Below are 25,653 nucleotides of genomic sequence, written 5' to 3'. Positions count from 1 at the left end.
CTAACCCGTACAAGGGGGAAAGAAACTGTTGGCCGGCACCCGAACCGGGTGCCGGCCAACAGCCGTCTCTGGGCGAACACCGACGGTGACCAGCACCGTCCCCTACGCTTGCGCTCATGGGCCGCCTGCGCCGACTCGCCGAGGCGACACCGGCGAGCCGGAACCGCTACCTCGACCTGCTCCGGGCCCTCGCCATCATCATGGTCGTTCTCGGTCACTGGAGCGTCGTGGACATCGGGCACGACGCCTCCGGGCAGCCCACCGCGCGCTCCGCCCTGCCCGACCTACCCTGGGCCTACCCACTGACCTGGGCGGTCCAGGTCATGCCGATCTTCTTCCTGGTCGGCGGGTACGCCAACGCCGCGTCCCTGGCCTCGCACCGCTGTCGCGGCGGGGACGCCACCGGCTGGCTGCTCGGCCGCAGCGCCCGCCTGCTCCGGCCCACCAGCGTGCTGATCCTCGTCCTCGCCGTCGCCGGCCTCGCCGCCCGGCTCGGCGGCGCCGACCCGTCGTTGGTCCGGACCGTGGTCTACTTCGCCACCATCCCGCTGTGGTTCCTCGCCGCGTACCTCCTCGTGGTGCCGCTGACCCCGATGATGTCCGCGCTGCACCGGCGGTACGGGCTCCTCGTACCGGTGGCGCTGGCCGCCCTGGTCGCGGCCGGGGACCTGACCCGCGAACTCGGTCTGCACGACGCCGCCCTACCGAACTACCTCTTCGGCTGGCTGGCCATCCACCAGCTCGGCTTCGCCTGGTACGACGCGGACAAGAAAGACACTGACACTGCGGCACCGCGCGGCCGCTGGACGGGGCTCCGGACCCGGCGGCTACCGCTGTCCCGGCGGGCCGGTTGGACGGCGCTACTCGGCGGGCTGGCCGTGGCGGTGCTGCTGACCGGCCCCGGCCCGTACCCGGTCAGTATGATCAACATTCCGGGTGAGCGGCTGAACAACGCCGCCCCGCCCAGCCTCGCGCTCCTGGCGGTGAGCACCGCACAGCTCGGGCTCCTCCTGCTGCTGCGCCGGCCGGCGCAGCGCTGGCTACGCCGCGACCGACCCTGGATGGCGGTGATCGCGGTGAACAGCGTCGTCCTGACGGTCTTCCTGTGGCACCTGAGCGCGGCGATCCTGGCGATCGGCGCCCTGGACGCGGTGGGACTGCTGCCGACCCCGACCGCCGGCACCGCCGCCTGGCTGGCCTGGCGGATCCCCTGGGTCCTGATCCTCGGTGTGTTCCTGGCCGTCCTGGTCGCCATCTTCGGTCCGATCGAGGCACGCACCGGCCGCCCCCCGGCCGCCCGGGGGCCCGCCCCGCCATCGGACGACCGGGCGGCGCACCACTGGCGGATCACCGGCCGCAGCGTGCTCGCCGTCGCCGCCTTCGTCGCCGTCGTCGCCGCGCTCGTCATCAACGCGACCGCCCCACGGGACGCCCCGCTGCTGCTCGGGCTGCCCGTCCCGGCGCTGGTGGCCTACCTGGCCGGGGCGGGCACCCTGCGGCTACTCAGGTCTGGGTGGGGAACCCCAGGTTGACCCCACCGTGCCGGGGGTCCAGCCAACGGCTGGTGACCACCTTGCCCCGGGTGAAGAAGCGCACCCCGTCCTCCCCGTGCGCGTGCAGGTCGCCGAAGAGCGACGCCTTCCAGCCGCCGAAGGAGTAGTACGCCATCGGCACCGGGATCGGCACGTTGATCCCCACCATGCCCACCTCCACCTCGTGCTGGTAGCGCCGGGCGGCGCCGCCGTCGTTGGTGAAGATGGCCGTCCCGTTGCCGTACGGGTTGGTGTTGACCAGGTGGACGGCCTCCTCGTACGAACCGACCCGGACCACCGACAGCACCGGGCCGAAGATCTCGTCGGTGTAGACCGACATCTCCGGGGTGACCCGGTCGAACAGGGTCGGCCCCAACCAGTAGCCGTTCGGGTCCCCGTCCGGGCGCACGTCCCGACCGTCCACCACCGGCACCGCGCCCGCCGCCACACCGGCCTCGACGTACGAACGCACCCGCTCGGCGTGCGCGGCGGTGACCAGCGGGCCCATGTCGCAGCCGCGCCGGCCGTCGCCGGTGCGCAGCCCCGCCATCCGCTCGGCGATCTTCGCGACCAGCGCGTCCGCGACCGGCTCCACCGCGACCAGCGCCGAGATCGCCATGCAGCGCTCCCCCGCCGACCCGAACCCCGCGTTGACGGCGGCGTCGGCGGCCAGGTCCAGATCCGCGTCGGGGAGCACCACCATGTGGTTCTTCGCCCCGCCGAGGGCCTGCACCCGCTTGCCCGCCAGCGACGCCCGCTGGTGCACGTGCCGGGCGACCGGCGTGGAGCCGACGAACGACACCGCCCGCACCGCCGGATGGTCCAACAGGGCGTCCACGGCCTCCTTGTCCCCGTTGACCACGTTGAGCACCCCCGGCGGCAGGCCCGCCTCGGCGAACCACTCCGCCAGCAGCAGCGCCGCGCTCGGGTCCTTCTCACTGGGCTTGAGCACCACCGCGTTGCCGGTGGCCACCGCGACCGGCACGAACCAGAGCGGCACCATCACCGGGAAGTTGAACGGGCTGATCACCGCCACCACCCCGAGGGGCTGGCGCAGGTTGTAGGAGTCCACCTCGGTCGAGACGTTCTCGCTGAACCCGCCGCGCATCGCCGCGGGGATGCCGCAGGCGTACTCGATCACCTCCAGCCCGCGCTGCACCTCACCGGCGGCGTCGGCGAGCACCTTGCCGTGCTCCGCCGTGATCACCTCAGCGAGCCGGTCGCGCCGGGCGTGGACCAGCTCCCGGAAGGCGAAGAGCACCGCCGTGCGTCGCGACAGGGAGGCGTCCCGCCAGCTCCGCGCGGCCCGGTCGGCGGCCTCGACCGCTGCCGCCACCTCCGCGGCGGAGGCCAGCTCGACCTCCGCCGTACGCGCGCCCGTGGCCGGGTCGAAGACGTCGCCGCGGCGTACCGCCGTGCCGGTGAGCGACTTGCCATCCACGAAGTGCCCGATGAGACTCACGCCGCCACCTCCGCCGCGGTCCCGCCGGACCGGATCGCATCCACCAGAATTGCCAGGCCCTCCCGGGCCTCCTCCTCGGTCAGGGTCAACGGCGGGCCCATCCGCACCACGTTCCCGTACAGGCCTCCCTTGCCGACGAGCAGGCCACCGGCCCGGCACGCCTCGAACACCCGGGTCGCTCGCCCGGGGTCCGGGTCGGCGGTGCCCGGAAGGACGAACTCGACGCCGAGCATCAGCCCCTTGCCGCGTACCTCGGCGACCCCGGGCAGCCCGCCGACCGCGGCGCGCAGCCCCTCGTTGAGGATCGTGCCGACCCGGTCCGCGTTGGCCTGCAGATCGTGGTCGAGCAGGTAGTCGAGGACGGCGTTGCCGGCGGCGGCGGAGATCGGGTTGCCGCCGAAGGTGGAGAAGCTGATCGCCGGCACCGACTCGACCACCTCGGCCCGCCCGACCACACCGGCGAGTGCGAACCCGTTGCCAACGCCCTTGGCGAAGGTGATCATGTCCGGGGTCACGCCGTGGGCCTGGTAGCCCCAGAAATGCGTGCCGGTCCGCCCCCAGCCGGTCTGCACCTCGTCCGAGATAAGCAGGATGCCGTGCTCGTCGAGCACCTTGCGCCAGCCGGCGAGCAGCCCGTCCGGGCCGTGCACGAATCCGCCGACGCCCTGAATCGGCTCGGCGATCAGGCAGGCGACATCACCCGAGGTCTGGGTGGCCAACACCTCCCGCAGGTCCTCCACCGCCGCGTCGATCCGGTCCGCCTCGGGCAGCCGGGCCAGCAGACCCCGCAGCCGCTCCCCCGAGTGCAGCCAGGCCACCTGCAACGGGTTCAGCGGGCTCGCCGACCAGCCCCGGTTGCCGGTGACCCCGATGGTCGCGTACGACCGGCCGTGATAGCTGTTGCGTACGGCGAGGATCTGGTGCGAACGCCGATAGTTGGTGGCCATCAGCAACGCGGCCTCGTTGGCCTCGGTGCCGGAGTTGGTGAAGAAGACCCGGGCGTCCGGGATGCCGGACAGCCGGGCCACCTTCTCGGCCAGCTCCACCTGCTGCCGGATCAGGTAGAGCGTCGAGGTGTGCACGAGCCCGGTAGCCAGCTGGCGCTCCACCGCCGCGCGGATCTCCGGAATGTCGTAACCGATGCTGTTGGTCAGCACGCCGCCGAAGAAATCCAGGTACGTGCGGCCCTGCGCGTCGGTGACCCGACGCCCCTGACCAGCGACGAGTTCAAGCGGTTCGTCGTAGTAGAGCGGCATCCAGGACGGGAGCACCGCCCGGTGCCGGGCCAGCAGATCGTCGGTGGTCATAGTGACACCTCTCAACGAAGCGGTTGATGACGGCACGCTCTCACCACCGCGCACCGTGAACAACTGGCACCGTGTAGCGTCACCGCACCGTCCACCTGACACCACGTCAACGAGACGCCCCGATGGATCGATCAACCAACACCGAAGGGCGTGGTCCAGGCGATGTCCAGTACGGTGCTCAATTCAGTGATCCAGGCGCCGTGGGTGGGGTTGACCTGGACAGCTTCCTCGCCGGGAAACAGGGGGTGCTCGGTGTAGACGACCGGCGGTTGCTACGTCCCCGTACGGGCTGAGGACTCCGTCCACGAGCACGGGGCTTGCGCCCGAGGAGACCACGCGAACAGATGGCAGCCTGGCGTGGAGGCGGGGAGTACCGTCGATGTTGGCGGCTCGCTGGGGTTGAGGCCGGCGGCCCGCGCCCAGACCTCAACCTGGGAGGCCAGCATGGAACCGAAGCACGACCCAATGCCGCCCGGTGCGCGGATAAAGCTCTATCGCAAGCGGCGCGGGCTCACCCAAGAGGTGTGCGCCCAGCTCAAGGGTGTCAGCGTGGGCGCGTGGCGGAAGTGGGAATCCGGAGAGCGCTCGGTCAACAGCCTGGCTGACTGGATCGAGATTGCTCGGATTCTCAACGTTCGTGACCTCTACAAACTCACCGGCCATCCGCTCGGGGTAATGCCCGATGACCCGGCCGAACACGAATCGGTGCCGCCGCTGCGGGCGGCCATGACCGCCTACGCGCCCGATGCCAACCAACTGTCAAACCTCGCTGAACTACAGTCGGCAGTCCGGCTGGCGTGGACGACGTGGCACCAGTCGCGACAGCGCTACACCTACACCAGCCCGGTCCTGCCGGGACTGGTACATGCATCCCGGGCCGCGGTCGCCCGCCTCGACGGCAACGAACGAAGGCAAGCACAGCGAGTCGCGGCCGACCTGTACCTACTCGTCCGCGCGTTTGCGAAGAGGGTCGGTGCTCAGGATCTTGCGGTAATTGCCGCTGACCGGGCGCTGACAGCCGCATACGAGGCCGATGATCCCGCCTATCGGGCGTCCGCTGCGTGGAACATGGGGCAGGTGCTCTCCAATCGAGGGCATACCGAGGATTCGGTGGAGATGTGCCGGCAGGCCATCGCCGACCAGCAGCGCAGCGCCGACGACGACCCAGCTCGCCTCGCTGCGCTAGGCGGGCTACACCTACTGCTGTCGATCCAGTACGCCCGGCTGCGAGACGAACGACGGACACTTGACGTGCTCGACCGGGCCGACGCGCTCGCAGCCCGCACCGGGGAGACAGAGCACCACTTCATCTTTTTCGGTCCGACCAATGCGGCCATTCACCGTGCCGCAGCAACGCTGGAACTGTCCCGACCAGGGGAGGCCGCGCGGATCGCGGAACGGGTCGACGTTGGTCAATCCCCGTCAATTGAGCGTCGACACTCCCACTTCACGCACCTCGCACGGGCCTACGCCAGCAAGCGCGATGACTACGCCGCGATCCACATGCTGCAGCGCGCGCACCGGGAGTCCCCCGAGGAGTCCTCGCTGAATCTGCTGATGCGGGCGACGGTTCGGGAGCTGCTGACCAGGGAAACTCCTACTAATCGGGATGAGTTGCGCAGCATCGCAGAGCTGGTAGGTGTGGTCTGAAGTACCCCGCTACGGGATGGTCCCCCATTCCGTGAGAGCCGCAGCGTAATAGCGCGCCTACCTTCTGTTGTGGCACGGCTGGTTCGGCCCCCCTCCGAATCAGCCGTGCATGACAGATCGGGTAGGGGCGGTTGCAGCCGAAAGGGCGGACGCCTCACCCACCATCGAGGGTGAGGGAGCACGCGCATGATCCGACTATTCCGTCGACTCCGCCGCCGTTCCGCACGGTTGGACGCGGTCGGTCCCGCCACCCGGTACGCGGCGCGGGCGGGTGCATACTCCTCGCTGCACAACCAGCCGACGGTCATCTTCGACAGCCGACCGTTGTTGACCCCGTTGGCCCGGCAGCGGGCCTGCGGCCGGTGATGGCCATCCACGCCCGGCCCAGCCCGGCCTGTCGAGGGTCCAGCTACGCAACCGGATGATCCTGTCCGCCCGGCGGATCATCACCGAGCACTGGCCGCGCGTGGACCGGTGCCCGATCTGCCGATCCGCATGGCCGTGCCCGCCCACCACGACCGCCTACGACTACCTCGCCACGGTCGGGCAGGGCAACTGGGCACCCCCGCAACGCGCCGGGAGCAGCGATGAAACCGGCCGACGCCACCATCCGCCGCTGGCGCCGGGACCTGGCCGAGCATCACCAGGTTGATGGACGCTGCCCGTGTGCGGCACCCCGCAGCGGTGCTGGCCGTGGGCGAAGGCGTACGCCGTGTTACTCACCCACGGCCTACTCGGAGCACCACAAATCGCAAGGTAAACCCCTCAATGATGGAGGCCGCTATGACTACGTTCGCCCCGGACCGCTGCCTGCTGCCGCTCTACGACAGCCGCACCGAGCAGGGACGGGTGAGCCCGGCTCGCCCGTTCGGGCTGACACTGTCCACGCAGGTGGGTGACGAGGTTCCGGTGGTTGACCTGACCGACGCCCACCTAGACCCGGTGACGCAGACCGTGATCGGTGTCGACGGCACCACCTTGGGTAAGCCGCAGACCACACAGAAGGTGGCCACGAACAGCAAGACCTCCTACGATCACCAAAACTTCAACGACTCCACCCCGGACACCTACCAGGACTGACACCCGTGACGATCCTGGTACTGACCGAGCCCCACGACGTAACCGCCGACCTGGTCATCACCGCGCTACACAACCGGGATGCGCAGGTACATCGCGTCGACACCGGCGACTTCCCCCAGCTCCTCAGCCTGACCGCGGAGAACGGCGACCAGGGCGGCTGGTCCGGCGTCCTGGCCGACGCGCACCGGCAAACCCGGCTGGAAAGTGTCACTGCGGTGTACTACCGGCGGCCCGGCCCGTTCCGGCTAGCCGATGGCCTCGACGACTACGAACGGCGGTGGGCCACCCAGGAAGCCCGGGTGGGATTCGGTGGCCTGGTGGCGGCGCTGCCAGTGCGGTGGGTCAACCACCCCCACCGCATGGCGGCAGCCGACTACAAACCCGTGCAACTCGCGGTCGCGGCCCGCTGCGGCCTGACCACCCCCCACACACTGATCACCAACGAGGCGCAGGCAGCGCGGGCCTTCATCGCCGCCGCCCCCAACGCGGCGATCTACAAACCACTACACGTTCGCCCCTACCTCGACACCGACACCGGACACCTGATGGCACTCGCCACCACCCCAGTCACCGCCGAGCAAATCACCGACTCGGTCACCGGCACCGCGCACCTCTTCCAACACCAAATACCGAAAGACCACGAGCTACGCGTCACCACCATCGGACGGCGTGTGTTCGCCGCCCGCATCGACGCGCACTCCGACGCCGCCCGCATCGACTGGCGCACCGACTACGAGAACCTCACCTACACGCCGGTCACACTGCCCGACACGCTCACCGACCAACTCCTGTCCCTGACCAACGCCTTGGGACTCGCGTTCGCCGCGATCGACCTGATCGTCACCCCGACCGGCGACTACGTGTTTCTAGAAGTGAACCCGGGCGGCCAGTGGGCCTGGATCGAAGCCGAGACGGGGCTACCCATCGCCGCCGCTATCGCCGAGTACCTGGAGACGCCGTGACTCTCACCGACGCCGGATACCGGCAACGACGACAACACCTCGTCGCCCGACTACACACCACAGGACATCTGACCAACCCCACCGTGGCCGGCGCGTTCGCGTCGGTACCCCGCCACCCGTTCGCCCCCGCCGTCTACAACGTCGACGCCCAGGGGCAGGTCGGTGATGTGCTGCACGCCACCCGACCGGAACACCAGGACGCCTACGTCGCCGCCGTCTACGGCGACGAAGCCATCGTCACCCAAATCGCCGCCGATGGGCGGCCGACCAGCTCATCCACCCAGCCCGGGGTGATGGCGGTGATGCTGGAAGCCCTCGACCTGCAACCCGGCATGACCGTGCTGGAGATCGGCACCGGCACCGGCTACAACGCCGCCCTCCTCGCCCACCTGCTCGGGGATACGGCGGTCACCTCCATCGACATCGACCCGCACCTGGTCACCACCGCCACCACCGCCCTCACCGACGCCGGCTACCGGCCAACCGTAGTCGCCGCGGACGGCCTGGCCGGATACCCAGCAAGCGCACCCTACGACCGACTGATCGCCACCTGCTCCGTACGCCGAGTCCCAGCCGCCTGGCTACGACAAACCAAACCCGGCGGGCTGGTCCTGGCCAACCTGTCCTACGGCGTCGTACCACTCCAAGTCGACGATACCGGAGCGGGTCACGGCCGGTTCCTCCCGCAGGTAGCCGCATTCATCGAGGCCCGACCCGCCGACGGACCCGTCGGACCGACCGTCGCAGACACGGTGGCACTGTGCATGGGTAGCACCGGCACCACATCACCCGGCCACCACCGCGACGTCGCGCTGTTCGGCGACCCGCACGGCGAATTCTGGTGGCGCCTCGCCGAACCAAGCATCTACCACTGCACCCTGTTCCCCGACGGGGAAGAGGTCCACTGCCTCGTCGACGCCGACACCGGCTCCTGGGCCCGAATCCACGCCCAAGGCTCGACCGTCACCGTCGCGCAAGGCGGACCACGCCAGATCTGGAACGCGGTAACCAACGCCTGCCGCCGATGGGCCGACGCCGGCCGCCCCACCCACGACCACCTGGGCCTCACCATCGACCGCAACGGCACCCACACCCTCTGGATCGACACACCTGACCGACCACACACCTGGACCCTCGACCCTCAGGATCGCCCTCGAACTGCTACCGCCCAGCGGCCGCACGGTGCGCACGGGGGCTCACGCCACGGCGGCGCTTGAAGGCGGTGCTGAGCGCGAAGGAGCTGCCGTAGCCGACCCGGCGGGCGACCGCGCCGACGGTGGCGTTCGGCTCCCGAAGCAGGTCGGCGGCGAGGCTCAACCGCCAGCCGGTCAGATAGGACATGGGCGGTTCACCAACCAACGCGGTGAACCGCCGAGCCAGCGCCGCCCGGGAGACTCCGGTTTCGGCGGCCAGGGACGCCACGGTCCACGGCCGGGCCGGTTCGTGGTGCAGCATTCGCAGGGCGGGGCCGACGACGGGATCGCTATGCGCCTGGTACCAGCCGGGGGGCTCGACACCGGGACGGGCGAACCATTCCCGCAGTACCGCGATGAGCAGCAGGTCCAGCAGCCGGTCGAGAACCGCCTCCTGACCGGGGTCGTCCTTGACGATCTCGTCGGCCAGCAGTGGGATCAACGGAGAGTCCCAGGAGTCGCCGGGCACGACGAGCAGCGGCGGCAGTGCGGTCAGCAGCCGTTGGCTGACCGCACCCCACATCGGGTACGTGCCGGTCAGCAGCATCGTCGGGCCGTCCGCGCTGTTGCCCCAGGTCCGCACCCCCCACTCGCTCATTCCGCAGAGTTCTCCACCATCCGGGCCGGTGCAGCGTTGGCCGGGATGGATGACGGCCTGTGGTGCCGTGGAAGGGTCGTCGGTCACCCGGTACGGCGCGGGGCCGCGGACGATCGCGACGTCCCCCGGGTTCAGCCGGATCGCCGTACCCTCCTCCGGCGCGACCCAAGCGTCACCCCGGACCAGGGCCACCAGGGTGAGGGGCGCCTCGTCCCGGATCGCCAGGGACCACGGCGGGGTCAGGACCGAGCGCAACAGGAACGCCCCCTGGGCTCGGGGTCCATCCAGGAGAGCTACGACTGCGTCCATGTAGACGATTGAACACAAGCTCGCGCGGATCAGCTATGTCCCGTCTCGGACTGGCGCACTTCACTGGGCGTATGACAGACCAACGGAAGCAGCAGCGCACCCTGGTCCTCGGCGGCACCGGAAAGACCGGCCGACGCATCGTGGCCCAGCTGCGGGATCAGGGCGTACCGGTGCGGGTTGGCTCCCGCACCGCCCGACAGCCCTTCGACTGGACCGACCCGGCGACCTGGGCACCGACCCTGCGGGACGTGGACGCCGTCTACCTCTCCTACCACCCGGACCTCTCCGCGCCGGGCGCGCTCAAGACAGTCTCCGCGTTCACCGATCTCGCGGTGGCGGCCGGGGTCTCCCGGCTGGTGCTGCTCTCCGGTCGCGGGGAGGAGATTGCCCGGTCCGCCGAGGAGCACGTCCAGGCCGCCGGCGTGGAGTGGACGGTCCTGCGGTCGAGCTGGTTCAACCAGAACTTCAGCGAGGACTACCTCCTGGAGCCGGTCCGCGGCGGTGAGGTCGTTCTCCCGGTCGGGCCCGTACCCGAGCCGTTCGTGGACGCCGACGACATCGCCGAGGTGGCCGTGGCGGCGCTGACCGATGACAAACATGCCGGTCAGCTCTACGAGTTGACCGGGCCCCGGCTACTCACCTTCGGCGAGGCGATCGCCGAGATCTCCACAGCCACGGGTCGCACCATCAACTTCGTACGGGTTTCCCCCGAGGAGTACGCGGACGGACTCGCCGCCGCCGGTGTCCCGGCTGGCACGATCGAGTTGTTGACGTACCTCTTCACGACCCTGCTGGACGGGCGCAATGCCCGGCTGAGCGACGGTGTTGCGCGGGCCCTCGGCCGGCCGCCGCGCGACTTCGCCGACTACGCCACGAGCACCGCGGCCACCGGCGTCTGGGGCGGGGCATAACCTGCGGTGCCATGCGGATCGACTCAGGCCACGCCGCTGAGGACAGCGGCCTGAGTCGATCCGGGTGGATCCAGCGGCGGAGTCGCCGCCAGGGTCAAGCGGCGAAGCCACCGTCCACAGCGATGGCGGCACCAGTGACATAGCGACCAGCGTCACCCGCGAGGTGGGCGACGGTCGCGGCGACGTCCGACGACTGGCCGAAACGACCGAATGCGGTGAAGCTCTGCTGCACATCGGCGCCCTCGGCGTCGGCGGGGTTCATGTCGGTCTCCGTCGGCCCGGGATGGACCAGGTTGGCGGTGATCCCCCTGGCACCCAGCTCGCGGGCCAACGACCTGGTCAGGCCGATCAACGCAGTCTTGCTCGTCGAATACAGCGAGACACCGGGGAGCGGCACCCGCTCGGCCAGGCAACTGCCGATATTGATGATCCTTCCGCCTTCGGTCATGTGCCGTACCGCCGCCTGGGAAGCCACGAAGGGTGCCCGAACATTGACGCTCAACACACGGTCGATGTCCTCCAGTGACATGTCTTCGACCAGACCACGCACCAGAATCCCCGCGTTGTTGACCACGATGTCGAGCCGCCCGAACTCCGCGACGGCCTGATCCACGGCCGTGCGCACAGCAGTCGGGTCTGCACTGTCAGCCTGGACCGCCCAGGCCCGGCGCCCCAGCGCCTTGATCCGGTCGACGACATCCGCCGCGCGCTCCGCACTGTCCCGGTAGGTTAACGCGACGTCGGCGCCGTCCGCTGCCAGCCTCAGCGCCACGGCCTCGCCGATGCCACGGCTGCCGCCGGTCACGAATGCCACCTTGCCGCCAAGTACCGCACTCATGTTCGCTCATCTCTGCTGTCGTGTTCGTGAACAAAGTTAGGTTCACATGCTGCGGGCAGGGAGTCTGGCGGTAATCCGACGTCGCGTTTTCGGCCGAGAAGTGCCGAGCACCACCCCTTAACGCGACGTGGCGTCTTCGTCTTCCAGATAGGCCGCGGCGGTCCATGCCACCACCGGGTCATCGTCGCGGGACAACCGTCGCAGTACGGGCTGCGCGACGGTGCGAGGCAACTCCAGGATGGCCTGGGTGAGGCGGCTGCGGGCGGCGGAGTCCGTGGTGGGGGCGGCGAGTTGCTCGGCGAGCGCACTCACGATCTGTTCAGCGCGGGCTGGGTCCGTGGCCAGGGCACCCAGGTGCTCGGCCGCCTCGACGTCGTGCCCGCCCTCGATTACCAGGTCAACGAGGGCGGGCACGGCCGCCACCTCGCCGTGCGCACCCAGCGCCAGGGCCGCGTGTCGGCGGACCATCGGGTCCGGGTCGTCGAGGGCGTCCACGAGCACCACGGTCGCCTCGTCACCGGTCAACTCGGTGATCGCCTGGATCGCGCGGCGGCGGGTGTCCACGTTCTCGGAGCGGGCGCCGGACGTCAGGGTTGCCAGGGCGTCACCGTCCGCCCGTCCGAGCGCCCAGCGCAGCGCGCCGGCCACATTCGGGTCAGCTTCGGCGAGGACCGCGCCGGCCAGCAGCTCGGCGGGGACCCGCACCTCCGCGGCGGGGGCCAGGGCGCTCCGCTGGCGCAGGGCGGCGCTGGGTGAGTCGAGCCCGGTGATGAGTTCGGTGATACGCAGGACGTCCGCCCATCCCGTGGGCGCCGCGGCGGCGACCGTACGCAGCCGGTCGAGTAGCTCCCGTTCCCGGTCCAGCCGCTCCTCGGTCCAGCGGATGAGGTCGCGGACCAGACCGGCGGGCGTGCAGGTGGGGCCCTGGAGCGCCCGGGCGATCTGGCGCAGCGACAGCCCCAGTGATCGCAGGCCCTCCACCTGGAACAGCCGCCGTACGTCCTCGTCCGAGTATTCTCGGTAGCCACCCGAGGTGCGACCGGTCGGTCGTACCAGCCCCAGCGAGTCGTAGTGCCGCAGCATGCGGGTGCTCACTCCGGAGCGGCGGGCCACGTCGCCGATCAGCATGGCGGTGCCTTCTCCCTCCCCACCGGGTCCAGCTTGTCGGCGGCGAGCCGTCGCGCCTCCTCGACAAGCTCGTCGTAGTCGGCCTCCGGGTCACGTAGTAGCAGCAGCGCGGCGTGGGCGTGTTCCCGCGTCGTTGGCTCCGGGCGGTCGACGCCGACGGCGAGGGCCGGCAGGGCAGCCGTACCGAGGCCGACCAGTGCCCGGCTGAGGCTCAGCCGCAGGTCCCGGCCCCCGCGACCGAGCTGGCTGCCCAGCTCCGCGGCCAACGCCTCCTCCTGCTCTTCGGGGACGAGAGCGACAGCGGCCCGCCAGGCGGTCCGCGCGACCTCGTCGTCGGGGTCGCGCAGCAGGGTCCCGGCGATCGAGGGGTACACGCTCGGGTTGTTGATCTTGGAGAGCGAGTGCAGGGCCTGACTACGGGCCTGGGCCTGCTCAGACGTGAGCTCGGCGCGGAGTTTGGGCAGCGTGACCGCCTCCGGCAGGCGGGTGAGTGCCCAGGTGAGCATGTCCCGCACAAAGAAGTCCGGCTCGACCGCGCACCGCCGCACCAGCACGGTGACAACACTCGGGTCGGGGTGTCTGCCGAGCAGCATGGCCGCCTGCAGCCGGGTTGACGACGCCTCGGCGCTCAGGGCCGCCACCGCACGGTGGGTGTTCGGGACCGGGTTCATGGGTAGTACCACCTCCCGGCACAGTCAAGACCTTGTCACGGTGTCAAGGTCAAGCGGATCGGTCGAGCCGCCTCGGCTTCACCTGGAAACTGTGACAGGCTGCCGCCGGCACACCCGGACGAGGAGGTGCGGTGACGGAGCAGCCGACAGCGGTGCTGATGCTCTCCCTCGGCGGCACGATCGCCATGACCGGCGGCGCTGGCGGCGTCGTGCCGACCCTCACCGCCGAAGACCTCATCGCCGCCGTCCCCGGTGCCGCCGACACCGGCATCGACGTACAGGTCCAGACCTTCTGCCAACTGCCGAGCGCCTCCCTGCGCCTCGACGACCTCACCGCGCTCGCCGCCCTGATCGCCGAACGCACCACGACCGGCGACGTGGACGGCGTCGTGATCACCCAGGGCACCGACACCATCGAGGAGACCGCCTACCTGCTCGACCTGCTGCACGGCGGCGACGCGCCCATCGTGGTGACCGGGGCGATGCGCAACCCGACCCAGGCCGGTGCCGACGGGCCGGCCAACGTCCTCGCCGCGATCCACACCGCCGCCAGCCCCACCGCCCGTGGCCTCGGCGCGCTGGTGGTCTTCGCCGACGAGATCCACGCCGCGCGGTACGTCCGCAAGACGCACTCCACCAGTGGCGGCACCTTCCGCTCGCCGAACGCCGGCCCGCTCGGCCGCGTCGTCGAAGGCGCGGTTCGGCTGCTCGCCTACCCGCCCCACCGGCTGACCGTGCCGCTGGCGGCGGTCACCCGGACACCCCGGGTCGGGCTGCACACCGTCACCGTCGGCGACGACGGAGCCCTGCTGGCCGGCGCCGAGAACCTGGACGGTCTCGTCGTGGCCGGCTTCGGTGTCGGCCACGTACCCCAACTGCTCATCAACCAGCTCACCGCCCTCGCGGCGACGATCCCGGTCGTGCTCACCTCCCGCATCGGCGCCGGGCCGGTCCTGGAAGCCACCTACGCCTTCCCCGGCTCGGAGAGTGACCTGCGGCAGCGGGGACTGATCGGCGCGGGCTTCCTCGACAGCTACAAGGCCCGCATCCTGCTGCACACCCTGCTCGCCGCCGGCGCCGACCACGACATCATCGCCGCCGGGTTCGCCGCCGCCGGTGGCACCGGAGAGCCCGCCCACTGGCCCTGGGCCCAGCACCCCTGACGTCGGGCGGATTCGATAAAGGGATTGCTCACCGCCTACTCCTTTATGGAATGAGCAGACACTGATCAACCTTGGTATGATCATCTGGATGAGCCCCGTACGACTCGAAACCCCCAGGTTCCGATCCGGAAACCAGCCGGCAGGCACTACCGGAAAGACATCGGTCCGATGACGACCGACTCCCGAGTGCACGTCGAGCCTGGCGCAGACGTGCACTCGCCGGATCACACAATCCGGATCATCGCCTCGCCCGACGGGCAGGTGGATGTGCGGGTACGGAGTCTGCACCGCCACACCGAGGAGTCGCTGGCCCGGCAGGTACGGGCAGCAGCCCGGTTGGCCTTGGCCCACCTGCAACAGCAGACCCAGGATGACCAGTCTGGTCAGGACCACCGTCGCCCTGGCTGGAGGTGAGTAGCCGGTGGGAAGAAAGCGGCTGGTAGCGGTTACCACCGTCGCTGCCCTGGGTCTGGGAATCCTCGGATTGTGGCAGTGGGCACCGTGGAGCGAGCGAGCCGCGTTGCCGACCTGCGACGAGGTGGCCACGATGCTGCCGGACACGGTGCCCGGGTCTTGGACGGTGACTCACGACGAGTCGAACGTGCCCTATATCCGGCGTTGCGAGTTCGACTTGACCTCCGCCGACCAGGCGTACATGGGCGAAGTTCGGATAAGTATCGTTGATGGTGGCGATGCCACGATGCTGCAAAAGGGAGTCACGGGCAGCACCTGCTTCGGCGAAGAGATTCCTTTCCCGGGCGCCGAGCAGTACCGGGCGTCGAGATTCTGCTCGACTCGGATCAACGACAAGGTCCTCACCACCGTCTACGTGGCCTCGGAGCAGCGTTACACCCACGTCCTAGCCTCGCTGACCGGCCCCGACCGGTCCGAAGAGCAGACCTTTTCCTACACCGACGACACCGTGCAGCGGATCGCTGACTTCTCGATGGCCCTGACGACGGACGAAGGCACCCGGTGAACAGTCTGACCCGATACTTCGCCGATGTCTCCCGCATCCGGGCCGTCGGTCTCTCCACCAATCAATGGGTGGAAGTTGTCCGCCACCACGACGGGGATCTTGATGTGCGCATCCGCCCCGGCCTGCTGCGCCGCTGCACCGAAGAGGAGGTTGCCGCCGAGATCCGCACCGCGCTGATAGCTGCGGTCGCCGACCATCGACGGCAGTACCAGCAACTCCGGATCGACTACTTCGGCTCGTCGCTGGGCGTCGAGGAGTTCACGCCGCCCAAGCCCTCGGATAGCCAGGAGCAGACGCAGTGAAAACCGACATCTCCGCCCTTACCGTTGAGACGCAGGCCCTGGTGGCCTTCGGTCGGGAACGCTACGAGGATGGCACCACCTACAGCGCCATCCGCCGCTATCTCACCGACATCGGATCCGTGCCCCGCTCGGCGTGGGGCACCCTCGACGGCATCTCCGACCGGCTCCACCGAGACTGGGTTGACGCACTCCGCAACCGGACCGCCGAGGCTGATCAGGCCCGTGACGAGATGGAACGAATGGCCGACGGGCTACTCCAGATCGCCGCGGACTACGAAGGCACCGACCTACAGGTGGCAACCACCTTCGACGTAGCCAACCGGGACCTGCAGCCCTACCTGCCCCTCGGCGCCGGCTACGGCAACCCGATCCGCGTCCGCACCGGCGGAGCCGGGATCATCGCACCGCCAGCTCATCGACCGCAGCCGGGCGACACCCCCATCCTGGCGATCCCCGACGACAACGAACGACTTGCCGCCACCCGCGCCGAGATGCTGCCCCACACCCGGGTCGTCGAAGAACCGCTGACCATCTATAGCGACTTCAGCTTCGAGGGCGGGCGCACCACCTACTACGAGAACGGCAGTGGCGACCAACTCGACACCTTCATCAAGGAACATCGGAGCACCCTGCTGCAACTCGAGGGTCTCCTGATCCGGCTGGGCACCGGTGACCTACTTCCGCTGACCGACCTCATGATCCATGCCTGGCGATCGGTGCCCCCGATCATCCACAACCGTGCCGACCTGATCCACTCTGTCGCCAACACCTACAGCGAACTGTCCGCCGAGCTGGCCGGTGAGGCGGCCAACCTCAAGCTCTACTGGGAAGGCAGCGCTTCCCAAGCCTTTGCCCAGTACGCCAGCCGCGCGACGACCTACCTCACCCAACTCGAGGCGCAGGCCCGCTGGCTGGCCGACGAAGGCACACGCGCCGCCACCATGCTCGAGGGCCTCCGCAACGCCTACGCCGCCCTCGGCTACGAACACATCAGCACCCTCATCACCGCCCTGGACAGCTACCTCGATGCCGTCAACAGTCCCTTCTCCGCCTGCACCAACCCGGAGGAAGGATTCCTTCGCGCTGTGCAGACCTTCACGTCCTTCCTACTCGATGCGGAAAGACGACACGCCGACGCCATGACTGGCCTCATCCGGGTTGAGGAGCAGGAACGCAAGGAACGCCCAGACCTCGGCACCCGCAGCCACGATGCGACGCCGTTCCCGGCTACCGAGGTCGGTGCCAGCGCGTGGACCGACCGCATCACCTGGGCACCACGACCGGACCGGCCCAACGTCTGACCAACCAGCACTCAGCTCAAATTCGCCACGCAAACCTGCGGCACAGCGGCCCAGCCGGAGCGCCCGTTGATCCGCCCCTCAGTCGGCGGTGTCGCGGACCGCCTGGGCGAAGACCTCGGAGCGGTGCTCGAAGTTCCGGAACCGCCCGTAGCTCGGCGCCGCCGGCGACAGCAGCACCACCCCGCCGGCCGGCGTGACCCGGCGGGCCCGCCGAACCGCCTCGACCAGATCGCCGGTGACCTCGCACCGGACCTTCGGCAACCCGTCCAGCGCGGCGACGATCCGCGCCCCGCTGTCCGGTACGCCGATCACGGTGATCTCCCGCTCGGCGAGGTGATCGCGCAGCGGCGTGTAGTCCAGCCCCCGGTCGGCACCGCCGACGATCACGGTGAGCGCCCGCCCGTCGTACGCGTCGATCGCGTGCATGGCCGCGTACGGGCTGGTGGCGAGGGTGTCGTCGACGAAGGTGAGACCGGACGGGTCAACGATCTCGGTGAGCCGGTGGGCGAGACCCTGGAACCCGGCGACGGCCGCCGCCAGGGTGTCCCGGCGGGCGAGCAGGTCGACGCCGAGCACGTCGAGTACGGCCAGCGCCACGCAGAGGTTGCCCTCGTTGTGCCGTCCGACCAGCGGCAGCACCGCCCGGGGGAAGAGCGGCTGGTCACCGAGGTGGAACCAGGGCGTACCGTCCGGACCGCCCGCCACCTGGGTGGTGTCGGGGGTGCCGGCTCGTACGACGGGCCGGTCACCGAGTTCGGCGGCGAGCCGGGGGTCGGCGCCGTTGACCACGACGGTTTCCGGGCCGTGGGCCAGCAGGTTGAGCTTGTCGCGGTAGTACTCCCGTTCGCCGCCGTGGGCGTCCAGGTGCTCGGGGAAGAGCGCGGTCACCACGGCGACGCGGGGTGAGTCGGTCAGGTCGCTGCACTGGTAGCTGGAGAGCTCCAGGACGTAGAGGTCGGCCGCGGGCAGGTCCAGCGTCGGCACCCCGATGTTGCCGCCGAAGACGTTGGGCTGGTCCATCGCGGCGAGCAGGTGGCTGATCAGGCTGGAGGTGGTGCTCTTGCCCTTGCTGCCGGTGACGCCGACGGTACGGGCGGCGTGGTCGGCCATCCAGAGCGCGGTGCCCTGGGTGACCGGCACCTGGCGTCGCCGCAGCTCGGCCAGCCACGGGTGGGTATTCGGCACGCCCGGCGAGCGGACCACCACGTCGGCGGCGGCCAGCCGTTGCGCCCCCGCATCGCCGGTGACCAACGGTGCCGCTGTCGCCAGGAAACCGTCCCAGGGCGGGTTGACCGGCGCGCCGCCGTCGTCCACGGCGACCAGGTCGGCCGGGCCGTGCGCGGCGATCGCGGTCACCGCCGCTCGTCCCTCCCGGCCGGTCCCCCAGACCGCGACTTTGCGTCCGCGCAGGTCAGACAGGCGCACGGGCTCTCCCTCGGAATATCGACGACGTCGGTGGGCGGTCCGGGCGCACTCGGGCACGGCGGACGAACCAGGGCCTAGTATGGCGTGTGCCCAACGAGCAGCTGCGGCGGATGGACGCCTTCACCTTCCCGTCCTACTCCTTCGACCTGTCCACCGGGGAGGCGTTGTTCGACTACGCCCTCACCGGGCCGGACGGCGAGCAACGTTTCACGGAGGTGATCACCCTCCCGCTGCCCGCGTCACCTCCCTCGGATGAGCGGGTAGCCACCCTGGGGCGGGTCCTGGAGCTGCTGCACGTGATCGCCGGGGTCAGCTACTACAAGACCGCCGCCCCGCACCGGCTGGTGCTGCCGGCTCCGCTGGGGCCGGCCGCCGTCGCGCTGGTCACCGCCGTCTACACCAAGGGCCTCGGCGAGTACGCGTACCGCAACGCGCTGCCGCATGTGCTGCGGCTGCGCCCCGAGGTGCCCGCCGGCGAGGTCACCCCACCCGTCGGGTACGACACCGGCGACCGGCGACCACTGTCGGCGGTGGGGGGCGGCAAGGACTCGATCGTCAGCCTGGAGGCGCTGCGCCGGGACGGGCTGGACCCGTTGCCGTTCTCGGTCAACCCCAACCGTGTGATCGAGGCGGTGAACGTCGCCTCCGGGTTGCCGGCGCTGGCGGCACGGCGGCGCATCGACCCGGTGCTGTTCGACCTGAACGCCGCCGGTGCGTTGAACGGCCACATTCCGGTGACCGCGATCAACTCGCTGATCGCGGTGGCCACCTCGGTGCTGAACGGGCTGGGCCCGGTGGTGATGTCCAACGAGCGCTCGGCCTCGGACCCGAACCTGGTCTGGGAGGGGCACCAGATCAATCACCAGTGGTCCAAGGGCATCGAGGCGGAGGGGCTACTGCGCGGGGCGTTGGCGGAGCACGCCGGTCTCACCGACCCGTACTTCTCCCTGCTGCGCCAGCTCTCGGAGCTGCACATCGCCCGGCTCTTCGCCCAGATCGGCGGGTACGACGCCGTGGTGACCAGCTGCAACGCGGCGTTCAAGCTGCGCGGCGCGAGTGATCGCTGGTGCCGGGACTGCCCCAAGTGCCGGTTCGTCTTCCTCGCCCTGGCGCCGTTCATGTCCCGCGAGCGGATCACCGGGGTCTTCGGTGGCGACCTGCTGGCCGACCCGGCGCAGCTACCCGGCTACCGGGAGCTGTTGGGCGTGGACGGGCACAAGCCGTTCGAGTGTGTCGGCGAGGTCGAGGAGTCGGTGGTGGCGCTCAGCCTGCTCGCGGAGCAGCCGGAGTGGCGCGAGGCACCGGTGGTACGCGCGCTGGTCGAGGCGGTCCCGGAGTCGGCCTGGAAGACGGCGGCCAGCTCGGCCGTCTTCACGCCGGAGGGGCCCAACTTCATCCCCGCCCGGTACGCCGACGCCCTCGACTCCCTCACCGAACGGGTTCGGCACCTGCCCGGGTGACGTTGGCCGCCACGGGCCGGCGGATCGCGTCCAGCGCCAGCAGGGCCACGTGCAGACCGAGGCAGGCGTCGACCGAGTCGAGGTCCACGTCGAGGATCCGACCGATCCGGGCGAGGCGTTCGTAGAACGCCGGGCGGGACAGGTGCGCGGCGACGGCGCCGGCCGACTTGTTGCGGCCCTGTTCCAGGTATGCGCGCAGGGTGCCGAGTAGCTGCTCCCGGGGGTGCTGCGCGTCGTAGGAGAGCAGGGCGCCCAGCTCCCGCTCGACGAAGGTCTGTAGGGACGGCTCGTCGCGCAGCAGGTGCAGCAGGCCGGCGAGCCCGACGTGCGGCAGCCGGTAGATCGGCAGGTCCCGCCGGTCCCGGCGGGCCGCCTCGGCCACCTGCCGCGCCTCGACCAGGGAGCGGCGCGCCTCCCGCAGACTGCCCACGCCCGAGCCGGCACCGATCACGGCGGTGCCGGCCGGGTCGGGGCGACCCGGGCTCCGCCCGCTGCCCCGGCGCCCGTTGACGTCGGTGGGGAACACGTCCGGGCGGGCCCGGGCCAGGGCGGTGACGAAGGCCGTGAGCGCCCGTTCCTCCCCGGAGGGGTCCGGCAACGCGAGTAGCACGCCGACCGTCTGGTCGTCGAGCGCGCTGGTCAACGCGGTCAGCTGCGCCTCGTGTACGGCGTGGCCGACCGCCTCGGCGAGTTCCCGCGGCCGGGCCGAGCCCGCCCGCTGGCCTCCCCCGGTGAGGTGACCACCCTCGTCGGGCCGGGCCGGCGCCGGATCGTCGGCCCGATACCGGACCACCACGCCCACCAGGTGCCGCCCCGCCAACGGCACGCCGAGGGCGCGGGCCCGCAGCGCCACCTCGTCCACCGGCCGGGAGTGGTCGAGCAGGGCCGCGAGCAGGGTGCGGTGCAACTGCCGTTCCAGGCCCTCGGCGTCGCGCCGGATCAGCCGGCCCAGGGCGAGGCTGGACGCCGCCCGTTCCACCAGGATCGTCAGTCGGGTGGGCGGGGTGTCCGGCCGGTCCCCGGGGGTCGCCGCGCCGGCACCGAGCCACCGCACCAGCAGCCGCCCCCAGTCCTGCCCCCGGGCGCCGACCATGGTCACCAGCCAGCCGTTGTCCCCGTCGTACGCGGTCCGGCCCGCTGGTGCTATCCGCCGGGAGAGCTGCTCCCAGCCGTCGAGCAGCAGGGCGGCGCTGCCCCCCGCCGGGTCGTACGCGAGCACCTGCCGGGACAGGTTCTCCAGCACCACCGCGCAGCCGGAGAGTTCGGCCGCCTGCTGGACCACCTCCCCCGGTCCCGCGCCCTCCATCGAGAGCTCGGTGAAGCGCTGATGGATCTCCTCGGTGGCGCGTAGCTCGGTCAGTTGGGCGTCCACGATCAGCGCGTGCACCGCCTCGGTGACCCGCACGAACGGGGTGGCCCGGCGCAGCTCGACCAGGGGCAGCCCGTGCCGGGCAGCGGCGGCGGCCATCGCCCGGGGCACCCCGCCGAAGTAGCGGCGGCCCAGCTCGACGACGAGGCCGGCGACGCCAACGGCCGCCAGGTCCGCGATGAACGCCCGCAGCCCGGCGTTGTCGGCGGGCAGCCCGATCCCGGTGGTGAGGACCAGTTCCGAGCCGCCGAGCAGGGAGGCGATGTCGGGCACCTCGGCCACGTGCACCCAGCGGACCCGTCGGTCCAATGCGGCTTCACCGGCGACGAGGCGGGGCGCGCCGGAGCGCACCGGCTCCAGTGCGAGCACTTCCCGAATGGTGGGGAACACGGGCGACACGCTACCTCGTATGACGTTGGTCACTCAGCTCCCGTCAGAGCGGGTCGTCCCGGCCGAGTTCCCAGCAGGCGACGGCGGTGGCGGCGGCGACGTTGAGGGAGTCGACGCCGCGGCGCATCGGGATCACCACGCGGACGTCGCTGCCGTTCATCGCCTCCCGGGTCAGGCCGGCGCCCTCCGCGCCGAGCAGCAGCGCCGCCCGGGCCCGCTGGGCCGGTTCGAGGCGCTGGATCGGCACCGCGTCGGGGGCGGGGGTCAGGGCCAGCACGGAGAAGCCGGCGGCGCGGACCTCGGCGAGCGCGTCGGGCCAGGGGCCGAGGGTCGCGTAGGGCACGGCGAACACCTCCCCCATGCTGACCCGGACGCTGCGGCGGTAGAGGGGGTCGGCGCAGGTCGGGGAGAGCAGCACCGCGTCCACGCCGAGCCCGGCGACGGCCCGGAAGATCGACCCGAGGTTGGTGTGATTGTTCACATCTTCGAGGATTACCACCCGGCGGGCGGTGGCGAGCACGTCGGCCGCCGTCGGCTGCGGCCGGCGACGGAACGACGCCAGGACCCCCCGGTGTACGTGGAAGCCGGTCACCTGGCGCAGCACGTCCGGGGTGGCGGCGTAGACCGGGGCGTCGCCGTTGTCCAGGTCAGCGATCTGCTCCACCCGCTTGGCGTCCACCAGGTAGGACCGCGCCGGGTAGCCGGCGCGGAGCGCACGCCGCAGCACCAACTCGCCCTCGGCGATGAAGAGTCCGTGCGGTGGCTCCCAGCGGGTCCGCAGCTCCACGTCGGTGAGGGCGCGGTAGTCGGCGATCCGGTCGTCGTCGGGGTCGGTGATCTGGTGGACGGGCACCGGACGATTCTGCCGGACGACGCGGACGGCGCCCCGTCCACCCGCCCGCCCCGCCCGAGGAGCGCCCCAGCTGGTGGCGCAACCGGCGCGGCGTAGGTGGCGGGGGTCGCGCCCACCCCCGGCGGCGCGCGGATCGGGCGGCGCCGGATCCGGCGGCGCGGATGATGACATCCGCCCGGGTTGCCGCGACAGGACATCGCACCGGCCATCGGTGACCGGGGCTTATCGTTACGCTGATCGATGGCTGCACCTGGGGAGGAGCTGCGAGGTGACGGATCAACTCGGACCGCTCTTGCGCCAACTGCGGAATCAAGCGGGGTTGACACAGGAGGCGGTGGCGGAACGATCTGGTGTGAGTGTCCGCACGATTCGCCGCCTGGAGTCGGCGACAAACCTTGATCACCGCTTGGGAACGCTGAACCTGTTGGCTGACGCCCTTGAGCTCGGGTCCGCGGACCGCGAGCACCTGGCGACGATGCTGGCGAGAGCCGACACCCCGGCCGCGGCCATGGCTCAGGCCCTACCCGCGGGTCCTGGCCCAAGCGGGTCGGCGGGCGAACCACCCCGGTCACCGTCGGATCGGGCTCCCGTGTCGGCACCGTCGGCCGCCGTGCTGGCGGCTGCGGGCGCGTTGGCGAGGGAAGCCCGGCGGGGGTGGCAACGTGAGGAGGAGCAGCGCCAGGTCCACGACCCGTTTCCGTTGCCGTTGCGCTGGCGGTCGGCCCCCGAATCGCTGATGGACTACCCGGCGAACGTCCAGCGCCTGCCACCGGGAGCTACGGCACAGCTGGACCTTGGTGGTGACCTGGACCTTGGTGGTGAGCTGGACCTTGGTGGTGAGCTGCACCGTATCGCCGAGGTCTACGGGAGGATCCGGTCCGGACGGTTGGTGATCCTGGGTCGGGCGGGTTCGGGAAAGTCGATCCTGTTGATCAGGTTTGTCCTGGACTTCCTTGCGACGCTTTCCCTTCCCGATCGGGTGCCGCTGATCTTCAACATCGGCACCTGGGACGCGACGGCCGCCACCTTGCGGGACTGGCTGGTCGGTCAGCTGTTGCGGGACCACCCACACCTGGCCCGCCGGACTCCCGGCGGGCCGACGCTGGCCGCCGCACTGGTCGACGCCGATCTCATCCTGCCCGTACTGGACGGGTTTGACGAGATCGCCGAAGGTCTACGGCGGGATGCGCTCGAAGCCCTCAACGCGACCTCACTGCCGCTGGTGCTGACGAGCCGCCGGGACGAGTACGCCGACGCGGTGCGGAGAGCCGGGGCGCCGCTGAACTGGGCGGCGGGCATCGAACTCGTTGACCTCACCCTCGACGATCTCACGGCCTACCTACCCCGAACCGCCCGCCCGGCCGGCCGCGGCGAGACCGGGGCGGGGTGGGATCCCGTACTGGAACAGCTGCAGACCCGGCAGTCCCCGGCGGGCGGGGTCCTCACGACGGTACTGACCACCCCCCTGATGGTCGCCCTGGCGCGGACGATGTACAGCGAGGCACCGCACCGCGATCCGGTCGAACTCCTGGACAGCACCCGATTCCCCAGCGCGGAGTCCGTCGAGAAGCACCTGCTGGCCGGCTTCGTCTCGACGGTGTACCGACCGTCGTTGCCTGGGCGCAACGCCGGTGGCCGCTGGCGGCAGGCCTGGGACCCGCAGCGCGCGGCGCACTGGCTCGGCTACCTCGCCCACCAGTTGGTGCGGCCCCACCAACTCCGGCGAGACCTCGCGTGGTGGCAGCTCGGTGACTCCCTTCGTCGTTCGACGCGGATCGGAGTCGCGACCGTGGTCTCCGCGCTGTGTATCGCCGGGTCAACCTGGACTGTCGGACTGGTCGCGGCCCAGGTCAGCCCTGGGCAGATCCTGATGGAAGGGGCCATGATGGGCCTGTCGGCCGGCCTCGCGTTCGGGACTGTCTACGCGGCGATTCTCGCCTTCGGCGGCACCTTCCAACCGGCCCACGTGCGGCTCCGGCTGCGTCGCGGCCGAAGCGGCAGCGCCCGCCCGCCGGCCCGGGCGTTCACGCTCCGGTTCGCGGTTGTCCTGCTGGGCGGATTCGTGATGGGCGTCGGCTGCGCCGTCGCCGTCGCCGTCGTACGGGCGCGGTACTGGGAAACCCCGCCCACGAGTCCCGAAACGATCCGGGCCACCCTCATCAACATGCTGGTCTTCGGGCTGATCTTTGGCTTGGCGGTCGGGCTGGTGTTCGGGCTCCTGGCCGCGTTGGAGGTGCCGGTGGACGTTTCCTTCGCCGCCACTCCGGTCCACTTCCTGTCCGCGAACCGGGCGACCGTGGGCCAACAGGTCCTCATCCTCGCCCCCGCGCTCGCCCTGACCATCGCCTTCGGTGGACGGCTGGTCGTCAACCTGCTCCAGGGGCCGCTCGGGCCACTGAACTGGGAACTGCCCGACGCGTTGCTCATCGGTGCCGCCGGTGGCCTGGGTAGCGCCTTGTCGTACGCGTTCTGTTTCACCGCCTGGGGGCAGTGGGTGATCCTGTGCCGGGTGTGGCTCCCGCTGACCGGCCGGCTGCCGTGGAACACGATTGCCTTTCTGGAACACGCCTACCACCGCGGCGTACTCCGGCAGAGCGGTGCGGTCTATCAGTTCCGCCATTTCCGGCTTCAGGAGCACCTCAACCACTCCTACCGCAAGCGGTAGGTACCACCATCCACATTCACCCGCGCCCTACACCACGCGGGCATAGATGGCTAGCCATTCGTGAGCAATCTTGCAATTGATTTCCACCAACAGCATGTGTCGTAC

General features: G+C 70.5%; 23 protein-coding genes and 1 pseudogene. 15 read left to right on the top strand and 9 right to left on the bottom strand.

Annotation, left to right across the window (positions count from 1 at the left end; all coding sequences use genetic code 11):
• Window positions 1-116: 116 nt before the first annotated feature.
• Window positions 117-1,532, top strand: coding sequence for an acyltransferase (locus H0524_RS18965; RefSeq protein WP_180199843.1), 1,416 nt, complete (start codon window positions 117-119; stop codon window positions 1,530-1,532).
• On the opposite strand, the gene H0524_RS18960 is transcribed toward H0524_RS18965, so the two are convergent.
• Both H0524_RS18960 and H0524_RS18955 read right to left on the bottom strand, forming a co-directional pair.
• Window positions 1,504-2,994, bottom strand: a complete 1,491-nt coding sequence (locus H0524_RS18960) for a CoA-acylating methylmalonate-semialdehyde dehydrogenase (protein ID WP_018728826.1) — start codon at window positions 2,992-2,994, stop codon at window positions 1,504-1,506. The genes H0524_RS18965 and H0524_RS18960 overlap by 29 nt on opposite strands.
• Window positions 2,991-4,301 (bottom strand): aspartate aminotransferase family protein, encoded by a 1,311-nt coding sequence (locus H0524_RS18955; protein WP_180199842.1) that lies wholly within the window; start codon window positions 4,299-4,301, stop codon window positions 2,991-2,993. Before H0524_RS18955 ends, H0524_RS18960 begins: the two co-directional genes overlap by 4 nt.
• Before the next feature lie 444 nt (window positions 4,302-4,745).
• Between H0524_RS18955 and H0524_RS18945 the strand changes: the two genes are divergently transcribed.
• The 6 genes and pseudogenes from H0524_RS18945 to tgmC all read left to right on the top strand — a co-directional run bounded on the left by H0524_RS18945 (window position 4,746) and on the right by tgmC (window position 9,210).
• The gene (locus tag H0524_RS18945) at window positions 4,746-5,951 is read left to right on the top strand and encodes a helix-turn-helix domain-containing protein (protein WP_180199840.1); all 1,206 of its coding nucleotides are present in this window, start codon (window positions 4,746-4,748) and stop codon (window positions 5,949-5,951) included.
• Between the two features lie 186 nt (window positions 5,952-6,137).
• The gene (locus H0524_RS18940) at window positions 6,138-6,317 is read left to right on the top strand and encodes a hypothetical protein (protein WP_028192782.1); all 180 of its coding nucleotides are present in this window, start codon (window positions 6,138-6,140) and stop codon (window positions 6,315-6,317) included.
• A gap of 28 nt (window positions 6,318-6,345) precedes the next feature.
• A pseudogene (locus tag H0524_RS25025) lies at window positions 6,346-6,534 on the top strand (hypothetical protein); the annotation flags it as partial.
• Window positions 6,535-6,734: 200 nt separating this feature from the next.
• Window positions 6,735-7,031: a putative ATP-grasp-modified RiPP gene (gene tgmA, locus H0524_RS18935; protein WP_180199839.1), complete on the top strand. Its 297-nt coding sequence runs from the start codon at window positions 6,735-6,737 to the stop codon at window positions 7,029-7,031.
• A gap of 5 nt (window positions 7,032-7,036) precedes the next feature.
• Window positions 7,037-7,993 (top strand): ATP-grasp ribosomal peptide maturase, encoded by a 957-nt coding sequence (gene tgmB / locus H0524_RS18930; protein WP_180199838.1) that lies wholly within the window; start codon window positions 7,037-7,039, stop codon window positions 7,991-7,993.
• Window positions 7,990-9,210, top strand: coding sequence for an ATP-grasp peptide maturase system methyltransferase (gene tgmC / locus H0524_RS18925; RefSeq protein ID WP_180199837.1), 1,221 nt, complete (start codon window positions 7,990-7,992; stop codon window positions 9,208-9,210). Before tgmB ends, tgmC begins: the two co-directional genes overlap by 4 nt.
• Here tgmC and H0524_RS18920 read toward each other — a convergent pair.
• Entirely contained in the window at window positions 9,155-10,093 is a 939-nt protein-coding gene (locus tag H0524_RS18920) for an AraC family transcriptional regulator (RefSeq protein ID WP_180199836.1), read from the bottom strand. The two genes, tgmC and H0524_RS18920, sit on opposite strands and share 56 nt — an antisense overlap.
• Before the next feature lie 71 nt (window positions 10,094-10,164).
• Here H0524_RS18920 and H0524_RS18915 point away from each other — a divergent pair, with 71 nt between their 5' ends.
• Window positions 10,165-11,004, top strand: coding sequence for an NAD(P)H-binding protein (locus tag H0524_RS18915; protein WP_180199835.1), 840 nt, complete (start codon window positions 10,165-10,167; stop codon window positions 11,002-11,004).
• 94 nt (window positions 11,005-11,098) lie between these two features.
• Here the strand turns inward: H0524_RS18915 and H0524_RS18910 are convergent, their stop codons facing one another.
• From H0524_RS18910 to H0524_RS18900, 3 genes are all read right to left on the bottom strand, one after another.
• On the bottom strand, window positions 11,099-11,842 hold the full coding sequence (locus H0524_RS18910; protein ID WP_180199834.1) for a 3-oxoacyl-ACP reductase family protein: 744 nt from the start codon (window positions 11,840-11,842) through the stop codon (window positions 11,099-11,101).
• Window positions 11,843-11,959: 117 nt separating this feature from the next.
• Window positions 11,960-12,970, bottom strand: coding sequence for a MerR family transcriptional regulator (locus H0524_RS18905; RefSeq protein ID WP_180199833.1), 1,011 nt, complete (start codon window positions 12,968-12,970; stop codon window positions 11,960-11,962).
• Window positions 12,964-13,641 (bottom strand): HEAT repeat domain-containing protein, encoded by a 678-nt coding sequence (locus H0524_RS18900; protein ID WP_180199832.1) that lies wholly within the window; start codon window positions 13,639-13,641, stop codon window positions 12,964-12,966. Before H0524_RS18900 ends, H0524_RS18905 begins: the two co-directional genes overlap by 7 nt.
• A 131-nt stretch (window positions 13,642-13,772) precedes the next feature.
• On the opposite strand from H0524_RS18900, the gene H0524_RS18895 reads away from it, so the two are divergent.
• The 5 genes from H0524_RS18895 to H0524_RS18875 all read left to right on the top strand — a co-directional run bounded on the left by H0524_RS18895 (window position 13,773) and on the right by H0524_RS18875 (window position 17,386).
• A complete protein-coding gene (locus H0524_RS18895) occupies window positions 13,773-14,804 on the top strand; it encodes an asparaginase (protein WP_180199831.1) in 1,032 nt (343 codons plus the stop codon).
• 168 nt (window positions 14,805-14,972) lie between these two features.
• A complete protein-coding gene (locus H0524_RS18890; RefSeq protein ID WP_180199830.1) occupies window positions 14,973-15,218 on the top strand; it encodes a hypothetical protein in 246 nt (81 codons plus the stop codon).
• Window positions 15,219-15,225: 7 nt separating this feature from the next.
• Entirely contained in the window at window positions 15,226-15,783 is a 558-nt protein-coding gene (locus H0524_RS18885) for a hypothetical protein (RefSeq protein ID WP_180199829.1), read from the top strand.
• Window positions 15,780-16,085: a hypothetical protein gene (locus H0524_RS18880; protein ID WP_180199828.1), complete on the top strand. Its 306-nt coding sequence runs from the start codon at window positions 15,780-15,782 to the stop codon at window positions 16,083-16,085. The genes H0524_RS18885 and H0524_RS18880 overlap by 4 nt, the downstream gene beginning before the upstream one ends.
• On the top strand, window positions 16,082-17,386 hold the full coding sequence (locus H0524_RS18875; protein ID WP_180199827.1) for a hypothetical protein: 1,305 nt from the start codon (window positions 16,082-16,084) through the stop codon (window positions 17,384-17,386). Before H0524_RS18880 ends, H0524_RS18875 begins: the two co-directional genes overlap by 4 nt.
• 78 nt (window positions 17,387-17,464) lie before the next feature.
• On the opposite strand, the gene murD is transcribed toward H0524_RS18875, so the two are convergent.
• Window positions 17,465-18,811: a UDP-N-acetylmuramoyl-L-alanine--D-glutamate ligase gene (gene murD / locus H0524_RS18870; protein WP_180199826.1), complete on the bottom strand. Its 1,347-nt coding sequence runs from the start codon at window positions 18,809-18,811 to the stop codon at window positions 17,465-17,467.
• Window positions 18,812-18,897: 86 nt separating this feature from the next.
• On the opposite strand from murD, the gene H0524_RS18865 reads away from it, so the two are divergent.
• The gene (locus H0524_RS18865) at window positions 18,898-20,271 is read left to right on the top strand and encodes a hypothetical protein (protein ID WP_180199825.1); all 1,374 of its coding nucleotides are present in this window, start codon (window positions 18,898-18,900) and stop codon (window positions 20,269-20,271) included.
• Here H0524_RS18865 and H0524_RS18860 read toward each other — a convergent pair.
• Both H0524_RS18860 and H0524_RS18855 read right to left on the bottom strand, forming a co-directional pair.
• The gene (locus tag H0524_RS18860) at window positions 20,240-22,030 is read right to left on the bottom strand and encodes a PucR family transcriptional regulator (protein ID WP_180199824.1); all 1,791 of its coding nucleotides are present in this window, start codon (window positions 22,028-22,030) and stop codon (window positions 20,240-20,242) included. The genes H0524_RS18865 and H0524_RS18860 overlap by 32 nt on opposite strands.
• Window positions 22,031-22,073: 43 nt before the next feature.
• Window positions 22,074-22,883 (bottom strand): RNA methyltransferase, encoded by an 810-nt coding sequence (locus H0524_RS18855; RefSeq protein ID WP_018728803.1) that lies wholly within the window; start codon window positions 22,881-22,883, stop codon window positions 22,074-22,076.
• A gap of 244 nt (window positions 22,884-23,127) precedes the next feature.
• Between H0524_RS18855 and H0524_RS18850 the strand changes: the two genes are divergently transcribed.
• Window positions 23,128-25,548 carry a helix-turn-helix domain-containing protein gene (locus H0524_RS18850; RefSeq protein WP_180199854.1) on the top strand — a complete coding sequence of 807 codons (2,421 nt, stop codon included), beginning with the start codon at window positions 23,128-23,130 and terminating at the stop codon, window positions 25,546-25,548.
• The last annotated feature ends 105 nt before the right edge of the window (window positions 25,549-25,653 follow it).

It is taken from the genome of Salinispora sp. H7-4 (assembly GCF_013416675.1).
Classification (GTDB): domain Bacteria; phylum Actinomycetota; class Actinomycetes; order Mycobacteriales; family Micromonosporaceae; genus Micromonospora; species Micromonospora vitiensis.
The sequence above is the reverse complement of the archived record's forward strand: the minus strand, read 5'-3'. Positions and strand labels throughout refer to the sequence as shown.

Bases quoted from the DNA above. Each gene is read 5' to 3' on its own strand.
- H0524_RS18965 (WP_180199843.1), top strand. From the start codon at position 117: ATGGGCCGCCTGCGCCGACTCGCCGAGGCGACACCGGCGAGCCGGAAC.
- H0524_RS18955 (WP_180199842.1), bottom strand. From the start codon at position 4,301: ATGACCACCGACGATCTGCTGGCCCGGCACCGGGCGGTGCTCCCGTCC.
- H0524_RS18945 (WP_180199840.1), top strand. From the start codon at position 4,746: ATGGAACCGAAGCACGACCCAATGCCGCCCGGTGCGCGGATAAAGCTC.
- H0524_RS18940 (WP_028192782.1), top strand. From the start codon at position 6,138: ATGATCCGACTATTCCGTCGACTCCGCCGCCGTTCCGCACGGTTGGAC.
- tgmA (WP_180199839.1), top strand. From the start codon at position 6,735: ATGACTACGTTCGCCCCGGACCGCTGCCTGCTGCCGCTCTACGACAGC.
- H0524_RS18920 (WP_180199836.1), bottom strand. From the start codon at position 10,093: ATGGACGCAGTCGTAGCTCTCCTGGATGGACCCCGAGCCCAGGGGGCG.
- H0524_RS18915 (WP_180199835.1), top strand. From the start codon at position 10,165: ATGACAGACCAACGGAAGCAGCAGCGCACCCTGGTCCTCGGCGGCACC.
- H0524_RS18910 (WP_180199834.1), bottom strand. From the start codon at position 11,842: ATGAGTGCGGTACTTGGCGGCAAGGTGGCATTCGTGACCGGCGGCAGC.
- H0524_RS18905 (WP_180199833.1), bottom strand. From the start codon at position 12,970: ATGCTGATCGGCGACGTGGCCCGCCGCTCCGGAGTGAGCACCCGCATG.
- H0524_RS18900 (WP_180199832.1), bottom strand. From the start codon at position 13,641: ATGAACCCGGTCCCGAACACCCACCGTGCGGTGGCGGCCCTGAGCGCC.
- H0524_RS18890 (WP_180199830.1), top strand. From the start codon at position 14,973: ATGACGACCGACTCCCGAGTGCACGTCGAGCCTGGCGCAGACGTGCAC.